20 protein-coding genes are annotated in these 24554 nt (G+C 63.7%); 11 read left to right on the forward strand and 9 right to left on the reverse strand.

Translation table 11 applies throughout. The features are described from left to right. Window positions 1–507, reverse strand: a complete 507-nt coding sequence (locus EOA23_RS13990; protein WP_127304557.1) for a CAP domain-containing protein — start codon at window positions 505–507, stop codon at window positions 1–3. Between the two features lie 167 nt (window positions 508–674). Between EOA23_RS13990 and EOA23_RS13995 the strand changes: the two genes are divergently transcribed. Continuing rightward, window positions 675–1499, forward strand: a complete 825-nt coding sequence (locus EOA23_RS13995; protein ID WP_127304558.1) for a DUF2189 domain-containing protein — start codon at window positions 675–677, stop codon at window positions 1497–1499. Window positions 1500–1576: 77 nt separating this feature from the next. On the opposite strand, the gene EOA23_RS14000 is transcribed toward EOA23_RS13995, so the two are convergent. From EOA23_RS14000 to EOA23_RS14010, 3 genes are all read right to left on the reverse strand, one after another. Further along, window positions 1577–2209 carry a LysE family translocator gene (locus EOA23_RS14000; protein ID WP_127304559.1) on the reverse strand — a complete coding sequence of 211 codons (633 nt, stop codon included), beginning with the start codon at window positions 2207–2209 and terminating at the stop codon, window positions 1577–1579. Window positions 2210–2296: 87 nt separating this feature from the next. Beyond that, window positions 2297–4270 (reverse strand): pilus assembly protein, encoded by a 1974-nt coding sequence (locus EOA23_RS14005; protein ID WP_127304560.1) that lies wholly within the window; start codon window positions 4268–4270, stop codon window positions 2297–2299. 28 nt (window positions 4271–4298) lie between these two features. Then, entirely contained in the window at window positions 4299–6197 is a 1899-nt protein-coding gene (locus EOA23_RS14010; protein WP_127304561.1) for a TadE/TadG family type IV pilus assembly protein, read from the reverse strand. Window positions 6198–6480: 283 nt separating this feature from the next. Here EOA23_RS14010 and EOA23_RS14015 point away from each other — a divergent pair, with 283 nt between their 5' ends. The 3 genes from EOA23_RS14015 (at window position 6481) to EOA23_RS14025 (ending at window position 9139) form a co-directional block, all read left to right on the forward strand. Then, complete coding sequence (locus EOA23_RS14015) at window positions 6481–7329, forward strand: TIGR01459 family HAD-type hydrolase (protein ID WP_127304562.1); 849 nt, start codon at window positions 6481–6483, stop codon at window positions 7327–7329. Window positions 7330–7361: 32 nt separating this feature from the next. Beyond that, window positions 7362–8345, forward strand: a complete 984-nt coding sequence (locus tag EOA23_RS14020; protein ID WP_127251597.1) for a bifunctional riboflavin kinase/FAD synthetase — start codon at window positions 7362–7364, stop codon at window positions 8343–8345. A 92-nt stretch (window positions 8346–8437) separates the two neighbouring features. After that, window positions 8438–9139 (forward strand): hypothetical protein, encoded by a 702-nt coding sequence (locus EOA23_RS14025; protein ID WP_127304563.1) that lies wholly within the window; start codon window positions 8438–8440, stop codon window positions 9137–9139. An 81-nt stretch (window positions 9140–9220) separates the two neighbouring features. On the opposite strand, the gene EOA23_RS14030 is transcribed toward EOA23_RS14025, so the two are convergent. The 4 genes from EOA23_RS14030 to EOA23_RS14045 all read right to left on the reverse strand — a co-directional run bounded on the left by EOA23_RS14030 (window position 9221) and on the right by EOA23_RS14045 (window position 13294). Continuing rightward, the gene (locus tag EOA23_RS14030) at window positions 9221–9775 is read right to left on the reverse strand and encodes an HdeD family acid-resistance protein (protein ID WP_126061327.1); all 555 of its coding nucleotides are present in this window, start codon (window positions 9773–9775) and stop codon (window positions 9221–9223) included. A 105-nt stretch (window positions 9776–9880) separates the two neighbouring features. Continuing rightward, window positions 9881–11317, reverse strand: a complete 1437-nt coding sequence (locus EOA23_RS14035; RefSeq protein WP_127304564.1) for a glycosyltransferase family 1 protein — start codon at window positions 11315–11317, stop codon at window positions 9881–9883. Window positions 11318–11330: 13 nt separating this feature from the next. Next, window positions 11331–12404: a glycosyltransferase gene (locus tag EOA23_RS14040; protein WP_189341604.1), complete on the reverse strand. Its 1074-nt coding sequence runs from the start codon at window positions 12402–12404 to the stop codon at window positions 11331–11333. A gap of 2 nt (window positions 12405–12406) precedes the next feature. Beyond that, window positions 12407–13294, reverse strand: coding sequence for a hypothetical protein (locus EOA23_RS14045; protein WP_210212487.1), 888 nt, complete (start codon window positions 13292–13294; stop codon window positions 12407–12409). 300 nt (window positions 13295–13594) lie between these two features. Here EOA23_RS14045 and EOA23_RS14050 point away from each other — a divergent pair, with 300 nt between their 5' ends. The 4 genes from EOA23_RS14050 to EOA23_RS14065 all read left to right on the forward strand — a co-directional run bounded on the left by EOA23_RS14050 (window position 13595) and on the right by EOA23_RS14065 (window position 19791). Beyond that, window positions 13595–14677 carry a glycosyltransferase family 4 protein gene (locus EOA23_RS14050; protein ID WP_348628565.1) on the forward strand — a complete coding sequence of 361 codons (1083 nt, stop codon included), beginning with the start codon at window positions 13595–13597 and terminating at the stop codon, window positions 14675–14677. A 109-nt stretch (window positions 14678–14786) separates the two neighbouring features. Next, the gene (locus EOA23_RS14055) at window positions 14787–15584 is read left to right on the forward strand and encodes a MipA/OmpV family protein (RefSeq protein ID WP_127304567.1); all 798 of its coding nucleotides are present in this window, start codon (window positions 14787–14789) and stop codon (window positions 15582–15584) included. Between the two features lie 321 nt (window positions 15585–15905). Beyond that, on the forward strand, window positions 15906–18869 hold the full coding sequence (gene ileS, locus EOA23_RS14060) for an isoleucine--tRNA ligase (protein WP_127304568.1): 2964 nt from the start codon (window positions 15906–15908) through the stop codon (window positions 18867–18869). A gap of 247 nt (window positions 18870–19116) precedes the next feature. Then, window positions 19117–19791 carry a hypothetical protein gene (locus EOA23_RS14065; protein ID WP_126061320.1) on the forward strand — a complete coding sequence of 225 codons (675 nt, stop codon included), beginning with the start codon at window positions 19117–19119 and terminating at the stop codon, window positions 19789–19791. Between the two features lie 117 nt (window positions 19792–19908). Here EOA23_RS14065 and EOA23_RS14070 read toward each other — a convergent pair whose 3' ends face one another. Further along, complete coding sequence (locus EOA23_RS14070; RefSeq protein WP_127304569.1) at window positions 19909–20370, reverse strand: nucleoside deaminase; 462 nt, start codon at window positions 20368–20370, stop codon at window positions 19909–19911. 180 nt (window positions 20371–20550) lie between these two features. Between EOA23_RS14070 and EOA23_RS14075 the strand changes: the two genes are divergently transcribed. From EOA23_RS14075 to EOA23_RS14085, 3 genes are all read left to right on the forward strand, one after another. Continuing rightward, window positions 20551–22503, forward strand: a complete 1953-nt coding sequence (locus tag EOA23_RS14075; RefSeq protein WP_127304570.1) for a pseudouridine synthase — start codon at window positions 20551–20553, stop codon at window positions 22501–22503. Next, window positions 22484–23038: a 16S rRNA (guanine(966)-N(2))-methyltransferase RsmD gene (rsmD, locus tag EOA23_RS14080; RefSeq protein ID WP_127304571.1), complete on the forward strand. Its 555-nt coding sequence runs from the start codon at window positions 22484–22486 to the stop codon at window positions 23036–23038. The genes EOA23_RS14075 and rsmD overlap by 20 nt, the downstream gene beginning before the upstream one ends. Before the next feature lie 94 nt (window positions 23039–23132). Next, window positions 23133–24494 carry a pitrilysin family protein gene (locus EOA23_RS14085; protein WP_189341606.1) on the forward strand — a complete coding sequence of 454 codons (1362 nt, stop codon included), beginning with the start codon at window positions 23133–23135 and terminating at the stop codon, window positions 24492–24494. The last annotated feature ends 60 nt before the right edge of the window (window positions 24495–24554 follow it).

Below are 24554 nucleotides of genomic sequence, written 5' to 3' on the forward strand. Positions count from 1 at the left end.
CTATCGGCCCAGCACCAGCGCCCAGTAGCGCAAGGCAGGATCGCGGCCGTCGCGCACATAAGCCAGCCCGAAGCGGCTGAAGTCCGGATCGAGCATGTTGCGGCGGTGGCCGTCCGAATGCATCCAGACGTCGAACAGTTTTTGCAGGTCGAAGCGGCCTTCGGCGATGTTTTCGGCCGCCGCGCCCCGCACGCCATTGTCCTTCATGCGCGAGGCGAAATCCTTGCCCCAGCCGGTGGTGTGGCTCATGCGTTCGCGCGATGCCATGTAGCCGGCCTGCTGCAGCGCCGCCTGTTCGAGCTGCGTGTCGGGAACCAGCGCCGGCAGCCCGGCCGTGGTGCGAATGCCGGCCAGCGTCGCCGTGGCGGACGAAGAGACGCCGGCGCCTTCGCCGGTCGGCACCGTGACCGTGCTGCAGGCGGCGATGCCGGCAAGTGCTGCAAGGCCAGCGGCCTTGATCAGCATGCGACGGTTCATATCGGGGAGGGCGGTGGTCGAGATGCTCATCCGGCCTCTGATACCGCCGATCATGGCTTTTGCCGGGCAGGTGAGGAAAATCGCATGAAGCGGCGACTTTTCCCGGAAGATCGGTTATCATCCCGACGTTCTTGAAAGTGGCAGCCATGGGCGGCCACCCAGGCGGTGACCGCCCCCGATAGAAACGGAGGACGGTTATGGCTGGTTTTCATGTCATGACGGATGCGTACGGCGCGCATGTTCAGCCCACGGTGCGCCACATCTCGACCGCGGACCTTTGGGAGGCGCTCAAGCTCGGCGCCGAGGATTTTTGGGCCAAGCCTTCGCATTACGTGTTCCTGTGCCTGATCTATCCGATCGTCGGCCTGATCCTGACGCAATGGAGCTCGGGCTCGAACGCCATCCAGCTCGTCTATCCACTGATGTCCGGTTTCGCCCTGGTCGGCCCGTTCGCGGCCATCGGCCTCTATGAGATCAGCCGCCGGCGCGAGCTTGGCATGAGCAGCCGCTGGCATCATGCGCTGGACGTGCGCCATTCGCCGGCGCTGCCCTCGATCGCGGTCATCGGCATCCTGCTCTTCGCGCTGTTCCTGTTGTGGCTGTTCACCGCCCAGACACTCTACACCAGCCTGTTCGGCGCCGAGCCGCCCGCTTCGGTCGGCGCCTTCGTGCGTGACGTGCTGACGACCGGCAAGGGCTGGACGCTGATCCTCGTCGGCAACGCCGTCGGCTTCGTTTTCGCCGCTGTCGTTCTAGGCACCACCGTCGTCGCCTTCCCGCTGCTGCTCGACCGCGACGTCGGCGCCGTCGCGGCGATCGAGACCTCGGCCCGCGTGGTGATGGCCAATCCGCTGACGATGGCCCTCTGGGGCCTGACGGTCGCCGTGCTCCTGGTGATCGGCTCGATCCCGCTGTTTGCCGGACTCGCCGTCGTCATGCCGATCCTCGGCCACGCGACCTGGCACCTCTACCGCAAGGTGGTCGAGCCGGAGCAGATCCGGCCGGTGCGCCGGCCGATGTAGAGGTACGCCCGTAGGGTGCGTTGGGATTCAGGTCAGGCCGCCATTCGCGGCCGGCCTCACCTGAATATCAATGCGCCCTATCTCTGCGCCTCGGTCGCCATCTTGAGCGCCAGCGCTGTCAGCACCGTGCCCATCATCCAGCGCTGCACGACCAGCCAGAACGGCCGCCCGGCGAGAAAGGTCGCGATCGAGCCGGCAGTCACCGCGATGATGGCGTTGACGGTGAGGCTGATCGAGATCTGCGTCACGCCAAGCACCAAAAGCTGCGACAGAACATGGCCCTTGGCCGGATTGATGAACTGCGGCAGCAGCGACAGATAGAGCACCGCGACCTTCGGGTTGAGCAGGTTGGTCATCAGGCCCATGACGAAAAGCTTGCGCGGCCTGTCCCTGGGCAATTCGCGGACCTGGAAGGGCGAGCGTCCGCCGGGCTTGAGCGCCTGCCAGGCGAGCCACAACAGATAGAGCGCGCCGGCGAAGCGCAGCGCGTCGTAGGCAAAAGGCACGGCGAAGATCAGCGCCGTGATGCCGAAGGCCGCCGACACGACATAGAACAGGAAGCCCAGCGCCACGCCGCCGAGCGAGATCAGCCCCGCCTTCGGCCCTTGCGACAGCGAGCGCGAGATCAGGTAGATCATGTTCGGGCCGGGTGTGAGCACCATGCCCAGGCAGATCAGCGCGAAGGTGAGGTGGTTGGCGGCGTCAGGCATCGGGATCTCCGGAAAGTTCCCGAGATGTGCGCCGCTTCGTCAAACGTCGCAAGGGCTTGATGGGATTGCCCTTTACGCCAGCGCGCCTTACCCGACCACGCGCAGGTTCGACAACTCGTTGGCGATCTCCTTGAAGTTGTCGGACAGCGTCGCCCCCGTTGCGTTCCAGAACAGCTTGGCCGGTTTGCTTGGATCCGTCGGGTCCTTGCGGAAGCGGGAGTCGGAAGAGCATGCTTTCAGCGCAGCCATGGCCTTCTGGTCGCTTGAGCTGGTCGAGGACATGTCGAGCGCCACCGTCATCACCATGATGCTGCCGGCCTTGGCGTTGTCGCACAGCTTCGCCATTTGCTCGTTCATCGCGGCGGTGTAGTTGCTCGACGAATAGTTGAACTGGCCGATCGCGCTCGACGTGCCGCCGAACAGGCGGGTGACCGAGGTGCCGTTATAGTCGACGCCGGTATAGCCATAGGCGGCATAGGTCGACTTGTTGCCGGCCGGGTCCGAGCTGACCGTCGAATAGGTGTTCTCGCCGTCGGTGAGCACGATGACCACCTTGTCGTTGCCGCGCTCGGTTTCCGGCCGCCCCTCTGTGAAGGGCGGGGCGCTCGACACCGTGCGCCAGCCCCAGGCCATGCCCTCGGGCACATTGGTGTTGCCGTTGGGCTGCATCAGGTCGATCGCCGCCTTGATGGTTGCAAGCCCATCGGTCCGGGTGACATCGGTGAGTGGTGTGATCGGCGTGGTTGTGCAGCTGTAGTTGGGGCCTGCGCCCTTCGACAGCACCGGCGCATCGATCGGCCGCGGCATGAAATACTTGGCCATGTTGGATTGCCTAGTCTTGCCGGTGGTGCTCGACGGGTCGTCGTTCCACCAGCTGTTGGCGGCGCCGTAGGTGACCGGGTTCGGCTCGTCCGGATCCTGCGTCACTTTCCAATGGTTGCCGGGTTCGTCCGGCGCGAACATCGGCACGAACATGGTCGCCGGATCTCCGACGCCGATGCCGGTGTTGTTGGGGCCGCCGGAGGCTGGCGTGTCGTCTACATTGTAGGGATATGGCCGCACTTCCACGCAACCCTGCCAGCTCGCGAACGGGCCATAGGTGTCGTTGTAGTCGTATTCGTCGTGGCTATCGGAACAGGTATGATTGGATCGGTACTTGTCGCAGACGACCCGCTTGCTGCCGGCGATGCGTTCGTGGCTGGTGACGACCTTCATATCCCGATAGAGCTCGAATCGGGTCAGTATCTGGCCTTCCGCCGGACCCCAGCCGGTGCCTTTTTTATACCAGATGCCGTTGATTTTCTGAGCGTATTTGTCGGGGGCGTTTAGCGTCGACCAGTCGAAATTCTCGTTGGCGATCGGCGACAGCCCGTAGGTGTCCATCCAGGGGGCGTTGTCGTTGCTCGGCCCGACATTGACCGAGGCCGCGAATGGCACGAGGCTGAATTGCACCGGCTTGTCGATCTGCTTGATCTGCGCTGCCTGCTGCGCCAGCGTGTCGACGAGCTGCTTGGCGGCCTGCTTGAGCAGGTCGATGCGCTTCTGTCCCGAGCCGGTGCCGGGGGTTGTCATGGAGCCCGAATTGTCGAGCACCATCGCCACTTCCAGCGTGTTCTTCAGCCGCACCTGGGAACACATCTCGACCTGGATCGGCTTGTGCGCGTCGCCGTCTGACGCGCCGCTGAGCAGCGCCGCCGCCGGATGGAAATAGGGATGATAGGTGAGCGTCGCGCAAAGCTTCATCAAGCCGCCGCCGGTCTGGCTGCTCGGCAGCGTGACATCGAGCGAAATGTTGGCGGGATCGATGGCGTTGAGATTGGAATTCAGGAAGGCAGCCGCATAGGCCTTGATCTCGTCGTCCGACGCGCCCTGCGAAAGGCGCACCGCGGAGGCGAAATTGGCCGAGTCGAGCGCGTTGAGCACCATCTGCTTCTCGCGGTTGAGCTCGGTGAAGTCGACCCCCACCGCCAGGGCCCCCATCAGCGGAACCATGGCGACTGCCGTCACGAGGGCATAGTTGCCGCGGCGGTCACGGCAGAATTGATGCCAGAATTTGCGCATTTTGCTCGAGCGGCCCCGCTTATTGTGCTCAACTGACGATGCGCAGGTTCGATAATTCGCTGCCGATCGCCTTGAAGTCGTCCGACAGCGTGGCGCCGGTCGAGTTCCAGAACAGCTTCGCGGGCTTGCTGGGGTCGGTTGGATCCCTGCGGAAGCGCGAGTCCGACGCGCAGGCGGTGAGCGCGGAGATTGCCTTTTTCTCGGCCGTTTTTTGATTGCTGAGATCGAGAGAAACCGTCATGACGATGATGTTGTTGGCCTTGGCGTTGGCGCACAGCGTTTGCATCTGCTCGTCGAGAGCGGCGGTATAGTTGGCGTCCGTATAGGTGCTTTTGCCGACGGCTGAGCTGGTGTTCATGAACATGCGGGTCACCGAGCCCGAACCGGGATATGCCAGTCCTGTATATCCATAAGCGGCATAGGTTGATCTGTTCTTGGCGTAGCTGCCATCGTTGACGGAGCTATAAGTATTGGCGCCGTCCGTGAGCACGATGACAACCTTGTCGTTGCCTCTCTCGTTATTATCTCGGCCCTCGGTGAAAGGTTCATTGCTGGAGAGAGTCCTCCAGCCCCACGCGAGTCCCTCTGGCACGTTGGTGTTGCCGGTAGGTGTCATCGCATCTATGGCGCTGAGGATTGTCTGCTTGCCGGCAGTTGTCGTTACATCCTGCAAGGGTGTGATCGGGCTCGTCGTGCAACCGGCGTTGGGGCCGTCGTCTGCCGATACGGTCGAAGCGTTGTACGGTTTGGTTAGGAAATATTTCCGCATATCCGCTTGGCGTTTAGTCACCGTTAGACCATCGTTCGAATCTATCCACCAGTTGTTGCTGTAGCCCCAGGAGCTCGTGCTTGTGCGCGTGCTGTCGGTCCACAAATTACCTGCTTCGTCGGGCGCGAACATGGGGACGAAAAGCGTCGCGGGAGTCCCCGACGACGGAGTCGTGTCGTCAACATTGTAGGGGTAGGGCCGTGCCTCTACGCAACCTCTCCAAGCCTCATAGGGAGCAGTCGTGTAAGTGTATGTCTGACATGAGCCGTTGCTGTTCTTTTTAGAGCAGGTTCGTGTAGTGGCCATGCTATCATCGTAAAGACTGAAGCGCGTTGCTTTCGCATTTTGGCTTGCGTCCCAGCCGCTGCCGCGCTTGTAATAGCTATCGCCGACTTTCTCGATGTACTTGTTCGGATCATAACCCGGCGCGTTCTTGTACATCTGTGACCAATCGAAATCCTCATGATGGATGGGCGAAACGCCATCCTGGTCCATCCAACTCTTGTCCTTGTTGGACGGGCCGACATTGACCGAGGCGGAGAACGGGACCAGCGAGAACTGCACGGGTTTGCTGACCTGCCGCATTAAATCGGCCTGTCCAGCTAGCATGGTCACCAATTCGGTAGCGGCGGTCTTGAGAAGTTCGATTCGTTGTTGGCCGGTACCTGAGCCGTTCAGACTCATCGAGCCGGAATTATCGAGCACCAGCGCCACTTCAAGCGTGTTCTTTAGGCGGATTTCGGATCTGGCCGACAAGCTGACGGAGGTATCGCCCGAGGTTCCACCAAGCAATGCGACCGCGGCCGGCAGGAAGTAAGGCTGGTACTTCAGGGCGGCCTCGAGAACCAGCGTGCCGCCGCCGGCGTTATTGTTCGGCAGCGTTACCGTCAGCGTCGTGTTCGCCGGAAGGACGTGCCTGAGATTGGCCTCGAAGAAGGTTTTGGCGTAGGCCTTGGCTTCGGCGTCCGTGGCGCCGGCGACGATCTGCTGCGCCGTCGCGATGCCCGCTGCGTCGAGCGCGTTCAGCGTCTCCTGCCGCTCCCGCACCAATTCAGTATAGTCGACCGCCAACGCAACGCCGCCCATCAGCGGTACCATGGTGATGACCGTCATCAAGGCGTAGTTACCCCGCCTGTCGCGAAAAAAATCGCGGATCATTGTATTTACCCCCGCCAAGGATCCATGCCGAGATACGACCATGGTCGCAGTTGCTGTCGTACCATGGTCACAAATCGTTAAATTTCAGCTTGCGCGAAACCATCAAGAACGCGCCGCCTTTTTGACGCCGCGTTAACCCTGGGCTTCCGGCGCGGGCGAGGTTGAGGCCCGGCCTGTGGTGATCTGGAAAGCTCGTGACAGGATCACACGCTTCGGTTATTCGGGACCGTCCGTGGCCGACAGTCTGTCGCGGCCTGCCAGCAATCGAAATCAGGGACACGGCATGGCGGATACGCCTGACATCATCACCTCGCTCGACGCCCTTGCAAGGCGCTATGCGGCCATACTGTGCGACATATGGGGCGTCGTTCACAATGGCGAATGGCATTTTCCGGCGGCCGCTGCCGCGCTTGCCCGGGCACGTGCGGCCAATGTGCCTGTCGTGCTGATCACCAATTCGCCACGCCGCAGCGCCGACGTCGTTGCCCAGATGAAGGTGATCGGTGTTCCCGCCGACGCCTGTGACCGGGTCGTTACTTCCGGCGACGTGACGCGCGACCTGATCGCCGACGGCCCAAGGCGGATCTTCCATATCGGGCCGGAGCGCGATTTCACGCTCTATGATGGGCTGGATGTCGATCTTGTCGAGGAATTCGAGGCCTCGGGTGTCGTCTGCACCGGTCTCTATGACGACGAGGTCGAGAAGCCCGCCGACTATGCCGAACTGCTGCATCGGCTGCGCGCCCGCAACCTGCCTTTCATTTGCGCCAATCCCGATATCCTGGTGGAGCGCGGCGAGCGGACCATCTGGTGCGCCGGTGCGCTCGCGCGGGATTACGCGCAACTGGGCGGCCGTACGCTGATTGCAGGCAAGCCCTTCGCGCCGATCTACCATGTTGCGATGAAGGAGGTCGCCGGATTGCTCGGGCGCGCCGTCGAGCGAGGCGAGGTTCTCGCCATCGGCGACGGCATGATGACCGATGTCAAGGGCGCGGCCGACAACGGCTTTGACGTGCTCTATGTCTCCGGCGGCATCCACGCGCGAGAGCATGGCGACGATCCCGCAAGGCTGGCGGCCTTTCTCGAAAAGCACGGCTACCGGCCGGTCGCCGTCATTCCGCGCCTGCAATAGGTTGATAGTCTGGCCATGACGGGCGCTTTGACATGACGCAAGCCTTCGAACGTCTTTCCACAGCCGCGCCGCTGCCTGCGCATTTGCGCGGCGGCGTCGTGGCGATCGGCAATTTCGACGGCGTCCATCGCGGCCATCAGGCCGTCCTGGAGCGCGCGCTGGCTGAGGCCGGCCGCAATGGCGTGCCCGCCTTGGTGCTCACCTTCGAGCCGCATCCGCGCAAGGTGTTCCGGCCACAGGTGCCGCTCTTCGTGCTGACGCCGCCGCCGATGAAGGCGCGGCTGCTCGCCGGACTTGGCTTCGCCGCCTTGGTCGAGCAGCCCTTCACGCGCGATTTCGCCTCCCTCTCCGCCGAGGCTTTCGTGACCGATGTGCTGGAGAAGAATCTCGGCATCCACCATGCCGTTACCGGCTTCGACTTTCATTTCGGCAAGGACCGCCAGGGCGGCCCGGCCTTCTTGATGGCGGCGGGAGAACGGCATGGCTTTGGCGTGACGCTCGTCGACGCCTTCCGCGATGAAGGCGCCGAAGTGGTCTCGTCGAGCCGCATCCGCGGACTGCTCGCCGAAGGCAAGGTGGAGGAGGCCGCCGGCCTGCTCGGCTATCGTTTCACCGTCGAGGCCGAGGTGATCGGCGGCCAGCAGCTTGGCCGCACGCTCGGTTTCCCGACCGCCAACATGCGGCTTTCGCCGGAAGCCGCCCTCAGGGAGGGGATCTACGCCGTCCGCTTCCGCCGTGCCGACGGCACGCTTCATGACGGCGTCGCCAGCTTCGGCCGTCGCCCGACCGTCGACGACAATGGCGCGCCGCTGCTCGAGACCTACGTCTTCGATTTTTCCGGCGATCTCTATGGCGAGACCTGTGAGGTGTCGTTCTTCGGCTTCCTGCGGCCGGAGCTCAAATTCGACGGCCTCGACGCACTGGTGGCGCAGATGAAAACGGACGAGGCAGAGGCGAGGGCGCTGCTGGCGGGCGTGCGCCCGCTCTCGCAACTGGACGCCGAAATCGCGTTCTGACCTCTCGGCCTTGAGGCAGATCCGGTAAGCGTCGAACCAGGAATTGTGGCTTCTTCTCGATTCTGCTCTACTGCGAAGGCCGGGAGATGCTCATGACGAATATTCTCGTCGCGATTGCCTGTTATGGCGGCAATATGAAGGTCCAGTGCGCCGTCAGTCTGGTTGCTTTGTGTTCGAATTTCGCGGCTCGCGGCGTCCTCTTCGAAATCAGATACCGTGACAGCGCCGATATCGCGGCCAATCGAAATCACTTGGCCTCGATTGCGCTGTCGCAGCCTGAACGCACGCACCTGCTGTTCGTTGACAGCGATATGGAATTCAGGCCGCAGACGGTATTTCGGATGCTGCAACTGGATCGGCCCATCATCGGCTGCGTCTATCCTAAGCGGCGACCGCTTTCATCTTCGCTCGAGGACTTCGTCGTCAATCTCGGCAACCAAACGCGGCTTCACGTTCTGAACGGTATTTGCCAGGTCGCTGGCGTGGGCATGGGGCTGACGCTCGTCCATCGTACAGTTCTTGAGCAGATGGTTGGCACGGGAGAGCTTCGTCAATGGAGGCCGGACAGGTCAGCGCCGCTGCACTATGGCTTCTTCGACCCGATCGCGACGAAGAGCAGCTATACTTCCGAGGATCTCTCCTTCTGCAACAGATGGACCGAGCTCTGCAACGGCGAGATTTGCGCCCTTGTCGACGAGGAAATCGGACACGTTGGAGAATTCACATACAAGGCGCGCCTGCTGGATCATGTCGGCGGGATGCGAGACGACTCGAACCAAAAGCCGTTGTCCTAAACGAAGACGAGTGCGCGCCGGCGGGCATGCGCCCGCCCTCGCAATTAGACGGCGAAATCTGATCCCGATGGCCGCTTGCTTCTACCGCTTCAGAGCCAGCCCGATCGCGATGAAACTCCAGCCCTGGAAGACCAGGTCGATCGCCAGGAAGATGCCAAGCACCCAAAGGCTGTTGACTGGCCAGCCCATGGCGATCATCAGGCCGAGCAGAATGGTGATGATGCCGGCCGCGAGCAGCCACCCCCAGCCTTGCTCCGGCCGGTGACTGAAGGCTACCCAGGACCGCAAAAGTCCGGAGGCGATGAGCGCGATTGCGAGCAGCAGCGTCAACACCGCCGAGGCGAGCAGCGGGTTGTCGAAGGCGAAAAAGCCGGCGATGGCGTAGAGCAGGCCGCTCAGCAGCCAGTAGAAGAAGCGTCCCCAGGTCTTGACTCCGAAGGCGTGGATGATCTCGATGATGCCAGCCATCAGCATCAGCCAGCCGACGACATACACCGAGGCGACGGTGGCGATGAACAGATTGCCGAAGGCGATGCCGCCGAAGATCAGCAGCAGCACGCCGAGCGCCACGAACCATCCCCATTTGTCCCGCGTCTGGCCGATTGCGTCTCTGAGAGCGTCGCTTGGCAAAGTCATGGTTCATCTCCCTCAAAAATTCACCACCGGTCGTGCGTGAAAGGAAGCTAGACCGAAAGGGATTGTGCGTCCAGCAACACCGGCGGAGGCTGGCTGTGGCCGAGCCTAAGGCGCTCGTTCTCGCGCCGGCGCGACCTCGTCCGGGAACGGCGCAAGCGTGGCCTCCAGCGTCTCCCGGCCAGCCAGCTCCCAGCTTCGCGCCACGAATTCGCCGGCCTTCGCCTCGTAGCTAGTCCGGACCTCAGGCGAGGTGATCCATTCCCGCATGGCCTTTTCCCATCCTTCGACATCGAGTGGGTCAAGGCAGAGTCCGAATGGGCCGACCACTTCGGGGATGGCCCCGCCTGTCGAGGCGATCAGCGCCTTTCCGTAGGCCAGAGCCTCGACGGGCGGCAGTCCATATCCCTCATAAAGCGACGGGTACACGCAGAACGCGCTGTCTTGGTAGAGCAGGGACAATGTCCCGTCATCGACGTTGTCGAGATGGATAAGGCTCTGGCCGTAGTCGGGATGGCTGTGAAGCTTCTCAAGGACCCCATCGACCATCCAGCCGCTGCGGCCGACGAAAACCAGCTTCATACCGCTATGCGCGACCGTTCCGTCCTGAACGAGGCGCCGCCACACGTCCATGAGCAACGAATGGTTTTTGCGCGGTTCGATGGTGGAAACGAACAGGATGTAGCGACCTGCCTCAAGTCCGTCCGGCAGGGAGCCGTCCGCCTTCGATTTGCGCGCGCTGTCGCAGCCGAGCGGGACCAGTTTCAGGTCCGGCAGGTGAACGCCGAGCCCGGCGGCATGCTCCTCCATATCGGCGGTGACGCGCTTGGACGTCAGGATGAACCGGTCCGCCAGCCTGATCGCGAGATTCACGTAATCCGTGAATCTCGTGACGTCATGCGGTTTGTACCATTCCGGAAACTGGATCGGGATGATGTCGTTCAGCAGCACGATCAGCTTTGCGCCGGCCGAGAGGCACTCGCGCGAAATAAGTTGGATATCGGTGTGCGACCAGTCGTTGTTCATCAAGAGCAGATGGTCGCCGGGTAAGAGGTCGTGTTTGTTGCCGGCCACCGTCCGCAGCGGCACGATCCGGACGCGTGAACCGTCGTTGCGAGCGACCAGCCGCCGCTCGTTGGGCTTCATCAGCCGGTTTTCGATCCGCTCAAGCAAGGGAACGAGACTGCTGTCCGGATTGTGCCGGGTGAACGCGCCGATTTCCGTTATCAGGATCCGGCGCGGTCTTATGATCGCCATCAGCGCCTGCCGCGCCCAGTTCGGCCATCGATCGTAAAACTGCACCTTGACGCGGGCAGGGTCCGGATAAAAATGCATATCGCATGAGATGTCCCCGGCGATGATTTCCGCCGCCAGTTGCGGCGAGACCTGCCTGAGGACCCGGTCGACCGGGTCGAACACCGTGAACGCCACATCGGAGGCCGTGAACGCGGCCGCGGCCGCGCTGTAATGCCGCTGCACGCGGACCAGGCCGACCGGAGGGCCGAGCCAGCGCGCCATGCTGGTGAGATCGACGACAAGCCGCATCAGCCGGGCCGCATCAATTCGGCCGCATGTTGGCAGGGCGGATCATCCTGCGCCAAGCCAGTCGAGGCCCGAGCGCGAGCGTCCTGAACGAGGGGGCGCCGACAGCCGCGAGGAGCAGCAGCTTGCAGCTCGTGGCAAACGGTATGTCCGCCGTTCGCAGCAGCAATTCGATGTCGCGTCTCTCCAGGCTCGAGATACCGGCCCCAGTGGCGGCGCGCCATGCCAGAAAGGTTCCGATGGCCTCCGTGGGTTGGCCGTTTGCGTCGAACGGCTCGGCGCGGGAGCGGCGCAACAGCGCCGACTGCCTGGCCAGCGCAGCGGCCGCCTTTTGCTGATCCTCCTTCACGCGCGACACCTGTCCTGGATGCGAGCGCAATTTGACCAGCCGCGCATCCATATTGGCCAGCTTTCCCGCCTCGGAAAGCCGCAGCCACAGATCGTAGTCCTCCGCATAGGTGAATGCGCGACGGTAGCCTCCCACGCGCCGGACGGCCTCGGTCCGGAACATCACTGTCGGATGAAGCATGGGATTGTATCCGGCAAGGGCAGACCGCAACGGCTCGTTGCCGATGGGAACCTCTATTGGCCTCAACGGTTTTCCGTCCCGGTCGATCCGCAATCCCGCCGTGCCGAGCAACTGCAGATCGGCATCCGCGTCGAAGCGCGCCGCCTGCAGGCGCAACCTGTCGGGCAGCGAGATGTCGTCTCCATCCATGCGCGCCACAAGAGGGGCCCGCGCGAGCGCGATTCCCATATTGAGCGCGTCGACGATGCCTTTGCCGCGATTGGTGACGACCTTGACGCGGCCGTCGCCCTCGCCGAGCGACGTCGCGATCGCGGCGCTGTCGTCCGAGGAGCCATCGTCGACGACGATGACTTCGATGTCAGCCAGATCCTGGTCCAGAATGCTCTGCAAGGCTTCGCCGATGTAGGGCGCGCCGTCTCTCACCGGAATGATTACACTCACTGTCGGCAACAGAACGTCCTTGCGATAATCGGGCGTGACCGAATGACCATTGAGTACGGGGTGTTTGCGGTCTGGATTCAAGGTTCCATCGCAAAGTTCGATCACCGTGTCGACTGCCAATCTCATTGTCGCGCCGATCTGGGCTGGGCCTGAAGGGTGGGTTCCAGCAAGCGTAAAACGGCCTCGCGCTTCTTCGCCTTCAACGAGAGATCGCCGTCGAGGCCGACTTCGTGCAGCCAGCTTCCCCGCCATTCGCAATAGGCCCGCCTGAGTTCAACTCCGGGCAAGGCGGCGAATGCCGTTATCGGCCGTTGCGGCAGCGCGTTCGGGTCCACATCCCGATAGAGCACCTCCCAGTTGGCCCCGCCGGTATCGAGGCCGGCGAACCAGTCGAGCCCGAAATCGAGAGGCTTGCGGGCGACGGCGTCGAAGCGGAAGAAACAATAGCCCGCCCACAAATACCAGCGAGCGCCCGCTCGGCGCAGGTCACCGTAGAACGCCACATCTTGAAGAGGCGCGAAGGGGTCGCATGGCTGCGTCGGGAAGAGATCCTGGTCCAGAAATCCGAACGCGGCCGGTGCCGCGTGTCTCAGAACATTGTGCCACATCCAGTTGAGCGCCGCGGCATGGGACCGGCTCGGGTTTTTCACGGTCCATGGATTGGCCGGCAGCCTGACATAGGAGGTGCCGTAGGCCGCGCATACATGCCTGTTCTCGTCTGCAGCAGCTTCGCTGATGCTGTTGTCGGCCACGATGTGGAGGTCGTGACGGACAAGTCCCCTGATCAGCCGCACCTGCAGATCGAGGCATTCGGCATCGCCGAAGGCGATGGTGAGCAGCACATCGCGACTCCGGGCGGCCTCGCGAGTGCCCTGGATGTCGCAAGCCTTGGCCGGCAGGCTCAGGAACCTCCGGTCGATCTTCCGGTAACGGGCGGTCTTGATGGCATGTGTCAGCGGCTGCATTCTCAGCCATTGCCGCCAGTTGTATTCACGCAGGGCCTTTGGCACGGGTATGGCAGCTTTCAGGCGAAGCCGGCTTGGCAGCCACAATTAATGCATGGAATCTTCATAATCGCGATCCGGTCGATTTTTTTTGGAAAGCCCCAACGCTACAGCATCCAAGTCTCTTGATAAGCCGCTATATACAGCATATGCGTTTTTTCAACACGACCAACATTTGAGCGCCCGGCGTGTTTGTTTGAGTGGGGAAGTCTGGGGCGCACCCGGAGTCTCTCTCCGTCGATCTTGGGGGTGGGCGGCGCTCCGGAACATGTGATGAGAATCTGCTGTGCAATCTCTGCCCTCTTTATGAACGGGGGTTTGCAGAGGGATTGTCTGAATATCAGCGACCGACTGGTCGCGCGCGGCCATAGCGTGACGATCCTGACGACGCGGCAGGTCGGTCATGTCGAGAGTTCGGCGACGATAAAGGTCCATCCGGCACGGGTTCTTTCCAACCCGGGCACCGAATTTGCGCTGGGAAAGACGCTGCTGACGGCCAGGCTGGATTTCGACTGCGTGGTCGGTTTCAACAAGATGGCGGGCTTGGACATCTACTATGCCGGCGACCCGCCCTACTTTGCCTCGAAGCTCGGCTGGTGGCGGCCGTTTTCGCCTCGCTTCATTCGCCAGCAAAAACTCGAATCGATGATTTTTGCCCCCGGTGGTGCCGTGCAGGTCATTGCGCTCAGCGAGCACCAGGCAGCTCTTTACCGCGACTTCTGGCGAACTGAGAAATCGCGGATCCATGTTGTCGGACCGACGCTCGATCCGAAACGTCGCCGGCCGGAGTTGCTGGGCGGCGACCGCAATGAAATCCGCGATCGGTTCGGGCTTCCCCGCCAGGCCGTCATTGCCTTGAGCATCGCCAACAGAACGAAGGTGAAGGGTCTTGACCGGGCGGTGAAGGCCCTGCAGCCGTTCCCGGACATCCACTGGCTGGTGGCCGGTCTTCGCAAAGATAGCGAGGAGGAAATCCGGCTTCGCAGCCTGATTGCCAAGTCCGGCATGTCGAGCCGGGTCACCCTGCTGGGCATCCAGGAGGACATCCCGGCGGTTGTGGTCGCGAGCGATTTCATGCTGCACCCGGCGCGCCTGGAAAATACCGGCACGGTGATTCTCGAGGCGCTTGCAAATGGCCTGCCGGTCATCGCGTCGGCCGCCTGCGGATATGCAAAATATGTCGAAGCCAGCGGGGCGGGACTGGTTGTGGCCAATCACGACGATCCCGAAATCTGGCGACAGGCGGTCCGGAAAGCCGGCGACGCGGCAGTACGCATGCAATGGCATCAGGCGGCCCTTGCTTACGGCTCGTCAAACACGCTTACCGGCGGACTGGAAGCGGCCTGCGATCTGATAGAGAGCTTGCGCCGCAACCGGCGTGTCGGCTAGTTGCCTTCCAGTCCGATGTTGCGATTTTAAGTCAAATTTTACCGAACGCACGGCATGGCTTGGGCGTCGGCGGATGGTCTTGCCGGCACGTTTCGCGTAAGGGGTGACGATGCGTATTGTCGGGACGATTCCGCTGGCCGTCGCCATAGGTCTGTTCACCGCGTCTGTCGGCCAGGCGGGCGAGGGCAGCTGGATATCCGGCGACTGGTACCTGACGCTCGGCGCCACCGGCCTCGTCGCGCCTAACTTCGAGGGCGGCAAGAAATATATGTTCAGCGCCCAGCCGATCATCTCGCTCGGCAAGGTCGGTCCGCAGGCGCGCTTCACCTCGCGCAACGACAACATCTCGCTGGCGCTTATCGACGACGGTTCCGTTCGCGCCGGCCTGACCGGCAAGTTCATTTTCTCGCGCGACAGCGAGGACGAGCTCAAGGGGCTCGATCCCGTGCGCTTCGGCGGTGAGGTGGGCGGCTTCTTCGAATTCTATCCACTGGATTGGGTGAGGGCGCGGGCCGAATTGCGGCACGGCATTCGTTCCCATAACGGCTTCGTCGCCGACATCGCGGCGGACGCCTTCTATGACATCACGCCGACGGTCCGCATTTCCGGCGGTCCGCGCGTCTCCTTCGCGTCATCCAACTATTTCGACGCCTATTACGGCGTCAACGCCAAGGAAGCGGCTGCTTCGGGCCTGAGCGAATACCATCCGGGCGGCGGTGTGAAATCGGCGGGCCTCGGCGGCGCGATCACCTGGAAGGTGACCGAGCCGATGACGGCCAGCGTCTTCACCGAATATTCGCGCCTGATGGGGCCGGCTGCCGATTCCAGCCTGGTCAAGGAACGCGGCGATCGCAACCAATGGACCTTCGGTGTCTCTACCACTTACCGCTTTAATTTCACCATGTAGGCCGCGAAACCGGCTTCATGCCTTGAATTCCGCGCTTTATTCCTGCCGCGCCATCCGCTAAAAGCCACGCCATGATGAGCTTTTCGCGCCTTTTCGCGATCGCGATACGAATTACGGGCCCGGTGTTCCGGGCGGCCTGAGCGCCGCTGGAGCCGCCGGGAGTTTTCGCGCGCGCCCCTCGCGCTTTTTCAAGAAGATCAACGCATATCGCCCAAAAGTGGGCTCCGGTTTTGGGAAAGCGATATGCGTCAGCTAAGACCTCAACGCCCGGGCTTTCCGCTGCCGGGCAACGCAGATGGCAGATCAATGACCGACACCCCAATGACCGACGCTGTTGAAACGATCGACTATTCCAAGACGCTTTATCTGCCGCAGACGGATTTCCCGATGCGCGCCGGCCTGCCTGAGAAGGAGCCCGGCCTGGTCAAGCGCTGGCAGGACATGGACCTTTACAGGAAGCTGCGCGAGGAGGCCGCCGGCCGCGAGAAATTCGTGCTGCACGACGGTCCGCCCTACGCCAATGGCAACATCCATATCGGCCATGCGCTGAATAAGATCCTCAAGGACGTCATCAACCGCTCGTTCCAGATGCGCGGCTACGACGCCAACTACGTGCCGGGCTGGGACTGCCACGGCCTGCCGATCGAGTGGAAGATCGAGGAGCAGTATCGCGCCAAGGGCAAGAACAAGGACGAGGTGCCGGTCAACGAGTTCCGCAGGGAATGCCGCGACTTCGCGGCCGATTGGATCAAGGTGCAGGGCTCAGAGTTCCAGCGCCTGGGCGTCATCGGCGATTTCGACAACCCCTATACGACCATGGCCTACCATGCCGAGGCGCGCATCGCCGGCGAGCTGCTGAAATTCGCCATGTCGGGTCAGCTCTACCGCGGCTCGAAGCCTGTGATGTGGAGCGTGGTCGAGCGCACCGCGCTCGCCGAAGCCGAGGTCGAGTATCAGGATTATGAGAGCGACACGATCTGGGTGAAGTTCCCGGTCGCGAGCCTCGCCCAGCCGGTCGCCGGCGCGGCGCCGGCGCTGGACGACACCGCGCTCGATCTGGTCGAGGCGCATGTCGTCATCTGGACGACCACGCCCTGGACCATCCCCGGCAACCGTGCCGTCAGCTATTCGCCGCGCATCGCCTATGGCCTCTATGAGGTGACGGCGGCCGAGAACGCCTTCGGCCCGCAGCCCGGCGAGAAGCTGATCTTTGCCGATGCCTTGGCCGAGGACTGCGCCGCCAAGGCCAAGGTCACGTTGAACAGGCTTCACAGCGTCTCGGCTGAACAGCTTGGGAAGCTTACGCTTTCGCATCCTTTCAAGGGTCTCGGCGGCGGCTATGAGTTCCCGGTGCCGATGGTTGCCGGCGAGCATGTCACCGATGACGCCGGCACCGGCTTCGTCCACACCGCGCCCGGCCATGGCCGCGAGGACTTCGACGCGTGGATGGAGGCGGCCGCCGATCTTCGGGCGCGCGGCGTCGACACCACGATCCCGTTCACGGTCGACGACGCCGGCTTCTTCACCAAGGACGCGCCGGGCTTTGGCCCGGGCCGCGAAGGCGGCGCCGCGCGTGTCATCGACGACAACGGCAAGAAGGGCAACGCCAACCAGGCGGTCATCGACGAGCTGATCAAGCGCAATGCGCTCTTCGCGCGCGGCCGGCTGAAGCACAGTTATCCGCATTCGTGGCGCTCGAAGAAGCCGGTCATCTTCCGCAACACGCCGCAATGGTTCGTCTATATGGACAAGGACCTCGGCGACGGCACGACGCTGCGCAGCCGCGCGCTGACGGCGATCGACGACACCCGTTTCGTGCCGGCGGCCGGCCAGAACCGCATCCGCGCCATGATCGAGGAGCGCCCGGACTGGGTGCTTTCGCGCCAGCGCGCCTGGGGCGTGCCGATTGCCGTCTTCGCCGACGAGGACGGCAATGTGCTGAAGGACGAGGCCGTCAACCAGCGCATCATGGATGCTTTCGAGAAGGAGGGCGCCGACGCCTGGTTCGCCGACGGCGCCAAGGAACGTTTCCTCGGCAATCACGATGCCTCGAAATGGCACCAGGTGATGGACATCCTGGACGTCTGGTTCGATTCCGGCTCGACCCATGTCTTCACGCTGGAAGACCGGCCGGACCTCAAATGGCCGGCCGACGTCTATCTCGAGGGCTCCGACCAGCATCGCGGCTGGTTCCATTCCTCGCTGCTCGAAAGCTGCGGCACGAGGGGCAGGGCGCCTTATGAGGCGGTCATCACCCATGGCTTCACCATGGATGAGGAAGGCCGCAAGATGTCGAAATCGCTCGGCAACACGGTGGTGCCGCAGGACGTGATAAAGCAGTCTGGCGCCGATATCCTGCGGCTCTGGGTGGTGACGACCGATTATTGGGAAGACCAGCGGCTCGGCAAGAACGTGCTGCAGACCAATATCGACGCCTATCGCAAGCTCAGGAACACCATCCGCTGGATGCTTGGCACGCTCGCCCATGACGACGGCAAGGACGTACCGGTCGAGGCCATGCCGGAGCTGGAGCGGCTGATGCTGCACCGGCTGTCCGAGTTGGACGAAGTGGTGCGCCAGGGCTACGACGCGTTCGAGTTCAAGCGCATCACCCGCGCGCTGCTCGACTTCATGGTGGTGGAGCTTTCGGCATTCTATTTCGATATCCGCAAGGACGCGCTTTACTGTGACGGGCCGTCGAGCCTGCGCCGCCGCGCGGCCGTCCAGGTGGTGCGCCATCTCTTCGAATGCCTGGTGAAATGGCTGGCGCCGATGCTGCCCTTCACCACCGAGGAAGCTTGGCTCGACCGCCATCCGGAAGCGGTCTCGGTGCATCTCGACCAGTTCCCGGAAATCCCGCAGAACTGGCGCAACGAGGCGCTGGCCGAGAAATGGCGCAAGGTGAGGCAGGTGCGCCGCGTCGTCACCGGCGCGCTGGAGATCGCGCGCGCCGAGAAGCTGATCGGCTCGTCGCTGGAAGCCGTGCCGGTGGTGACGCTGGACGACGCCGCGCTGGAAGCGGCCATCGCCGATGTCGACATGGCCGAGATGGCGATCACCAGCGACCTCGTCATCAAGCATGGCAAGGCGCCAGAGGGCGCTTTCACGCTCGACGACGTCAAGGGTGTGGCCGTGGTCGTGGAGAAAGCCGAGGATCGCGGCCTCACCAAATGCGCGCGCTCCTGGCGCTACACCGCCGATGTCGGGCAGGACCCGGAATTCCCGGATGTCTCGGCCCGCGATGCGGCCGTGCTGCACGAGCTGAAGGCGCTCGGGCGTCTCTAGGTGCATGTCGCCCAAAGGTGTGCGGCGGTTTTGGGATCAACGACATGCGCCGGTCAAATAAGTGCAAAAGTACCACGCCGGGCGGCCCATATCCGCCCGTGCGTTGCCCTTAACAAGTGGTTGAGGTAAACACGCGACACTCCGGCAGACAAATTGTCGCCGGATTTCCGTCGCAAGTGCGGGGAAGAAGGGGACCGTGCCCTTGGCCGGTGGCGACCGAAAGGCAGTTAGAGTGGGACTTTTTGGCATGACCGACAGAACGTTCGCGCGCGCCGCGCTGGTGGCGCCGCTTGTGGTATCGGCCATCGCCTTGTCGGGCTGCATGAGCTCGCCGACCTACGGAACCGACAAGACGGCGGCCGCGCAGCTCTTCGACGACGTTTCGGGCGCTGCCTCGATCACGCCGAAGCGTCGCACTCCGATCGACTACAAGCCGCGCCCTGAACTGGTGAAACCCGCGCCGGGGCAGAAGGAAAGCCTGCCGCCGCCGCAGGAAAGCATCGAGACGGCGAGCACCGAGTGGCCCGAATCGCCGGAGGCCCGCCGCGCCCGCATCCGCGCCGACGCCACCGCGCATCAGAACGACCCGAATTACCAGCCGGAAGCCGTCGAGGATGTCCAGACCGATCCCGCGTCGGTGAAGAAGGCGATGGCTGACTCGGCCTCCAGCCACCCGCCACGCTGGTCGCCCGATGATTCCAGCGCTACGCGCACCGCCGAGATCCAGCGCCGGCTTGCCGAGCAGAAGCAGGGCGACCCGACCACTCGCAAATATCTGAGCGAGCCACCGCTTGCCTATCGCCAGCCCTCCGATGCCGCGCCGCAGAACGAACTCGGCGAGGACGAGTACAAGAAGGAGCGCCGCCTCAAGGCACAGGCGGAAGGCAAGAAGGGCGGCTGGTTCGACTGGCTGGGGCTGTAAGTAGTGAATAGCGAATAGTGAATAGTGAATAGTGAATAGTGAATAGTGAATAGTGAATAGTGAATAGACCACTACTCACTACTCTTCACCATCACTACTCACTAATTTCTTCACCATTCACCATTCACCGCCATTTCGCTTCCCGCGGAAAAAGTCCTTGAGGATGAGGGCGGCGGCGCTCTCGCCGATCCCCGGATAGATGTCCGGCGCGTGGTGGCAGATGGGCGACGCGAAGAAGCGCGTGCCGTTCACCACCGCGCCGCCTTTCTCGTCGGCGGCGCCGAAATAGAGCCGCCGCAGCCTGGCGAAGGAGATGGCGCCGGCGCACATCGCGCAGGGCTCCAGCGTCACATAAAGGTCGTGGCCGGTGAGGCGCTCGCTGGCGAGCTTCCGGCAGGCCTCGCGGATCACCAGCATCTCGGCATGCGCCGTCGGATCGGCAAGCTCGCGGGTACGGTTGCCGGCTTTCGCGACCACCGTGTTGCCGCTGACGATCACCGCGCCGACCGGCACTTCGCCGCGGCCGGCGGCCGCCTCGGCCTCTTCAAGCGCCAAGGCCATGAAATCCGGTCGTTTCAAACGGTTTCCATCCCGATTACTCCTCGCCACCCGAGAGTGATCCTGTTATCTAGCGCGAGACCCTGAAAACCGGAATCGGTTTTTGCCGCGCCGCCGGATGCGCAAAATCAAGATGACACTGCCTGCGTTGGGCGTCCGAAAGGGCGCGCGGCGCTGTAGCAGGCAAAGACGAGCAAAGTAATGGACGACGACAAGAAATCTCCACGCGGGCCGCGCAAGGGCGGCTCGAAACCGGCGGGCCCGCGCGGCGGCAAGCCGGCCCACGGCGCCAAGAAGCCGTTCGCAAAACGGGAGCGGCCGATGGCTGCCGAAGGCGAGCGCAACTTCAAGCGCTACCAACCGCGTGAGATGGGGCCGCGCGAAGCGGGCGAGGGCGCGGAACGTGGCGACCGGCCGTTCCGCAAAGGTCCGCCGCGTGACGGTAAGCCCTTCGATAAACGCGAGGGCCGCAAGCCCTATACGCCACGCGGTGACCGGCCGATGGCCGAAGGCGGGCGCCCGGCCCGCGATTTCAAGCGCAGCTACAAGCCGCGTGAAATGGGCGAGGGCGCGGAACGTGGCGACAGGCCGTTCCGCAAAGGCCCGCCGCGCGACGGCTTCGATAAACGCGAGGGCCGCAAGCTCTTTCTGCCACGCGGTGACCGCCCGGTGGCCGCTGAAGGCGAGCGTGGCGAACGCCGTTTCGACCGTCCCAAGCGCGACTTCGGCGAGCGCCCGGCACGCGACTTTGCCGACCGGCCGAAGCGCGATTTCAGCGATCGTCCGCGCGGCGCGGGAAAGCCCGAGGGCGGCTTCAAGCCGCGCCCGCGTCCTTCGCAAGCCGCGCCGGAGGCCGGCGAGCGCATCGCCAAGCGGCTGGCGCGTGCCGGCATCGCCTCACGCCGCGACGCCGAGGAACTGATCGCGGCCGGCCGCGTCAAGGTCAACGGCAAGGTGCTGGATTCGCCGGCCTTCAACGTCAGCGCCACCGACGTCATCCATCTCGACGGCACCGAGATCCCGCCGATCGAGCGCACGCGCCTGTTCCTGTTCCACAAGCCGGCGGGTGTCGTCACCACCAACCGCGATCCGGAAGGCCGCAAGACCGTCTTCGACGTGCTGCCGTCCGACCTGCCGCGATTGATGACGATCGGCCGCCTCGACATCAACACCGAAGGCCTGCTGCTGCTCACCAATGACGGCGGGCTGTCGCGCGTGCTCGAGCTGCCGGCCACCGGCTGGCTGCGGCGCTATCGCGCGCGCGTCCACGGCAAGGTCGAGGAGAGCGCGCTCGCCGGCTTGCGTGAGGGCATCGCCGTCGACGGCGTCTTCTACGGTTCGATCGAGGCCTCGCTTGACCGCGAGCAGGGCACCAACGCATGGCTGACGCTCGGCCTGCGCGAAGGCAAGAACCGCGAGGTGAAGAACATCCTCGGCGCGCTTGGCCTCGATGTGACGCGGCTGATCCGCATCTCCTACGGCCCCTTCCAGCTGGAAGATCTGCCCGAGGGCCATGTGCTGGAGATCAAGGGCCGGGTACTGCGCGAGCAGCTCGGCGAGCGGCTGATCGAGGAATCCGGCGCCAATTTCGACGCCGAGATCCAGAAGCCTTTCTCCAACAAGCCGGTGCGCGGCGGCGGTCCGGGCCGCGAAGAGGCCGACCGGCCGAAATTCACGCGCGACGGCGACCGCCGGCCGATCGGCGAGGGGGGACTGATCAAGGCGCGCAAGCGCCGCGAGGACAGCCGCGACGAGGCGCTGAGCAAGCTCTCGACCAAACCGGACAGGGCATTCGGCGAGCGCGGCGCGAAATCCGATCGCGGCGGCTTCGGCGACAAGCCGCGTGGCGGCTTTGGCGACAAACCGCGCGGCAAGAAATCCGAGCGCGAGCAGCGGCCGATCGAGCCGCCGGGCCAGCGCAAGGCCAATGTCTGGATGGCGCCGGGCGCCCGGCCGATCGGCAAGGGCAGGGCGGAAGCCGACGCCGCCAGGGCCGCCGAGGCGAAGGCGCGCAAGGCGGCGTTCAAACCGGGCGGCAAGGGCAAGCCGGGCTCGAAGCCATTCGGCAAGCCCCGTGGCGAGCGCCCCGAAGGCGATGGCGGCAACAGGCCGCGTGGTCCGAAGAGGGGCGGCGATGCGGATCGTCGGCGGTGAGTTCCGCGGGCGTCCGCTGGCGACGCCGAAAAGCAATGCCATTCGCCCCACCACCGACCGAACCCGCGAGGCGGTGTTCAACGTCCTGGCGCATCGCTACGCCGACAAGCTGGAGGGCGGCCGTGTGCTCGACCTCTTCGCCGGCACGGGCGCGCTCGGGCTAGAGGCTTTGTCGCGCGGGGCCTCCTACTGTGTCTTCATCGAGGAATCGACCGAGGGGCGCGGCCTGATCCGCGAGAATGTCGAGGCCTACGGGCTCACCGGCCGCACAAAAATCTTCCGCCGCGATGCCACGCATCTCGGCGAAGCCGGCACGATCTCGCCCTTTGGCCTGATCTTCGCCGATCCGCCCTATGGCAAAGGTCTCGGCGAACGCGCGCTGCGCTCCGCCAGGGACGGCGGCTGGCTTCTGCCCGGCGCACTCTGCGTCGTCGAGGAGGCGGCATCGGCGGCCTTCGATCCTGGCGCCGGTTTTTCGGTGATGGACGAGCGCAATTACGGCGAAACGGTTATCCGCTTCATCGAGGCCGGCTAGCTTGTTCTAGCCGCGCCTCGAAAATGCCGAACAAATCACTTTGCCTCGCCAGCGAACCTTGCCTATCGTCGCGCAACCGGGACCGGAGAACTTGATGATACCTACGCGGATGGCGCTGCGCGCGGCGCTCCTTGTCGGCACGCTGGCGATGGTGGCGTCGGCTCCTGCTCGTGCTGCCGACGATGGCGACGTCAAGGATTTCCTCCTCGATAACGGCATGGAGGTGGTCGTCATCCCGGACCACCGCGCGCCGATCGTCACCCACATGGTCTGGTACAAGATCGGCAGCGCCGACGAGCCCGCTGGCAAATCCGGCATTGCGCATTTCTTCGAGCATCTGATGTTCAAGGCCACGACCAACCACGCCGCCGGCGAATTCGACCGCGCCGTGTCCGAGATCGGTGGCTCCAACAACGCCTTCACCTCCTACGACTACACCGCCTTCCACGAGACGGTGCCGCCCTCGGCGCTCGAACAGATGATGGGCTTCGAGGCCGATCGCATGCGCAACCTGATCCTGACCGACGATGTCATCAAGACCGAGCGCGATGTGATCCTGGAGGAGCGCCGCTCGCGCATCGACAGCAATCCGCAGGCGGTTCTGGACGAGGAGGTCGATGCGACGCTCTGGCAGAACCAGCCCTACCGCATTCCCGTGATCGGCTGGATGCAGGAAATGGAGCAGTTGAACCGTCCGGACGCGAAAGCCTTCTACGACAACTACTACCGGCCCAACAACGCGGTGTTGATCGTAGCGGGCGACGTCGAGCCGGATGCCGTCAAGGCGATGGCCGAGCGCACCTACGGCAAGGTCGCGCGCGGTCCGGACCTGCGGCCGCGCATCCGCCCGGTCGAGCCGGAGCAGAACACCAGACGCACCGTGACGTTGGCCGACGCGCGCGTCTCGGTGCCGAGCTTTTCGACGCAATGGGTTGTGCCATCCTATCATACGGCCAAGCCCGGCGAGGCGGAGGCGCTGGACCTGCTGGCCGAGATCCTCGGCGGCGGCAACCGCAGCCGGCTGTACCAGGAGCTCGTCGTCAAGCAGGGGATCGCCTCCGACGCGGCCGCCTATTTCCAGGGCACGATGCTCGACGACACCAACTTCGCCGTCTATGGCGCGCCGCGCGGCGACGCCAAGCTTGCCGATGTCGAGGCGGCGGTCGACGCCGAGATCGCCCGCATCGTCAAGGAAGGCGTGAGCGACGATGAGCTGGAACGGGCCAAGACCCGTTATGTGCGCTCCATGATCTTTGCCCGCGACAAGCAGGACGACATGGCCAACATGTATGGCTCTACGCTTGCCACCGGCGGCAACGTCAAGGACGTTCAGGAATGGCCGGACCGCATCCGCAAGGTCACCGCCGATGAGGTCAAGGCGGTCGCCGCCCGCTACCTGGTGCTCGAGCATTCGACCACCGGCTATCTCTTGCCGCAGCAACAGGCGGAGAATTGATGATGAGCATGGTTTCGGTGCGCCGGCGGTTCTTCCCTTCTCCCCTTTTGGGGTCCGAAG

Source organism: Mesorhizobium sp. M2A.F.Ca.ET.042.01.1.1 (genome assembly GCF_003997405.1).
GTDB lineage: Bacteria > Pseudomonadota > Alphaproteobacteria > Rhizobiales > Rhizobiaceae > Mesorhizobium.

Bases quoted from the DNA above. Each gene is read 5' to 3' on its own strand.
- EOA23_RS14085 (WP_189341606.1), top strand. From the start codon at position 23,133: ATGATACCTACGCGGATGGCGCTGCGCGCGGCGCTCCTTGTCGGCACG.
- EOA23_RS14065 (WP_126061320.1), top strand. From the start codon at position 19,117: ATGACCGACAGAACGTTCGCGCGCGCCGCGCTGGTGGCGCCGCTTGTG.
- EOA23_RS14035 (WP_127304564.1), bottom strand. From the start codon at position 11,317: ATGCGGCTTGTCGTCGATCTCACCAGCATGGCGCGCTGGCTCGGCCCT.
- rsmD (WP_127304571.1), top strand. From the start codon at position 22,484: ATGCGGATCGTCGGCGGTGAGTTCCGCGGGCGTCCGCTGGCGACGCCG.
- EOA23_RS14030 (WP_126061327.1), bottom strand. From the start codon at position 9,775: ATGACTTTGCCAAGCGACGCTCTCAGAGACGCAATCGGCCAGACGCGG.
- EOA23_RS13990 (WP_127304557.1), bottom strand. From the start codon at position 507: ATGAGCATCTCGACCACCGCCCTCCCCGATATGAACCGTCGCATGCTG.
- EOA23_RS14000 (WP_127304559.1), bottom strand. From the start codon at position 2,209: ATGCCTGACGCCGCCAACCACCTCACCTTCGCGCTGATCTGCCTGGGC.
- EOA23_RS14075 (WP_127304570.1), top strand. From the start codon at position 20,551: ATGGACGACGACAAGAAATCTCCACGCGGGCCGCGCAAGGGCGGCTCG.
- EOA23_RS14015 (WP_127304562.1), top strand. From the start codon at position 6,481: ATGGCGGATACGCCTGACATCATCACCTCGCTCGACGCCCTTGCAAGG.
- EOA23_RS14020 (WP_127251597.1), top strand. From the start codon at position 7,362: ATGACGCAAGCCTTCGAACGTCTTTCCACAGCCGCGCCGCTGCCTGCG.
- ileS (WP_127304568.1), top strand. From the start codon at position 15,906: ATGACCGACGCTGTTGAAACGATCGACTATTCCAAGACGCTTTATCTG.
- EOA23_RS14005 (WP_127304560.1), bottom strand. From the start codon at position 4,270: ATGCGCAAATTCTGGCATCAATTCTGCCGTGACCGCCGCGGCAACTAT.
- EOA23_RS14025 (WP_127304563.1), top strand. From the start codon at position 8,438: ATGACGAATATTCTCGTCGCGATTGCCTGTTATGGCGGCAATATGAAG.
- EOA23_RS14055 (WP_127304567.1), top strand. From the start codon at position 14,787: ATGCGTATTGTCGGGACGATTCCGCTGGCCGTCGCCATAGGTCTGTTC.
- EOA23_RS13995 (WP_127304558.1), top strand. From the start codon at position 675: ATGGCTGGTTTTCATGTCATGACGGATGCGTACGGCGCGCATGTTCAG.
- EOA23_RS14050 (WP_348628565.1), top strand. From the start codon at position 13,595: ATGAACGGGGGTTTGCAGAGGGATTGTCTGAATATCAGCGACCGACTG.
- EOA23_RS14010 (WP_127304561.1), bottom strand. From the start codon at position 6,197: ATGATCCGCGATTTTTTTCGCGACAGGCGGGGTAACTACGCCTTGATG.